The organism is Borborobacter arsenicus (assembly GCF_003934165.1).
Lineage (GTDB): Bacteria > Pseudomonadota > Alphaproteobacteria > Rhizobiales > Rhizobiaceae > Pseudaminobacter > Pseudaminobacter arsenicus.
The window spans coordinates 1-465 of sequence record NZ_RKST01000109.1 but is presented as its reverse complement, the minus strand read 5'-3'; the positions used below and the strand labels follow the sequence as shown (position 1 = coordinate 465).

At 62.2% G+C, this 465-nt stretch carries 1 protein-coding gene; it reads right to left on the bottom strand.

All coding sequences use genetic code 11. The features are described from left to right. Nucleotides 1–465, bottom strand: a 465-nt coding sequence (locus EET67_RS25425) for an ATP-binding protein (protein WP_165900051.1), incomplete at both ends; no start/stop codon positions are given.

Below are 465 nucleotides of genomic sequence, written 5' to 3'. Positions count from 1 at the left end.
GGCCATTCGCCGAAGGCAAGGTTTGTGGTGACGATGATCGAGGTGCGCTCGTAAAGCCTGCTGATGAGATGGAACAGGAGCTGGCCGCCGGCCTGAGCGAACGGCAGGTATCCGAGTTCGTCGAGGATGATGAAGTCGAGACGAGTGAGGTAGTCCGCCGTCCGCCCCTGCTTGCCGCTGCGTGTTTCCGTTTCCAACCGATTGACCAGATCGACGACGTTGAAGAAGCGCCCGCGTGTTCCGTTGCGGATGAGGGCTCGGGCAATGGCGATGGCCAGATGGCTCTTTCCGGTTCCCGTGCCGCCGACGAGGACGACGTTGCGTTGATCGGCGACGAAGGTGCCGGTGGCCAGTTCCCGCACCAGGGATTCATTGACGGGCGTATCGGCGAAGTCGAAGTCGTCGATGTCCTTGGCCAGTGGCAGCTTGGCGATGCTGAGCTGGTAGCGAATGGAGCGGGCCTGC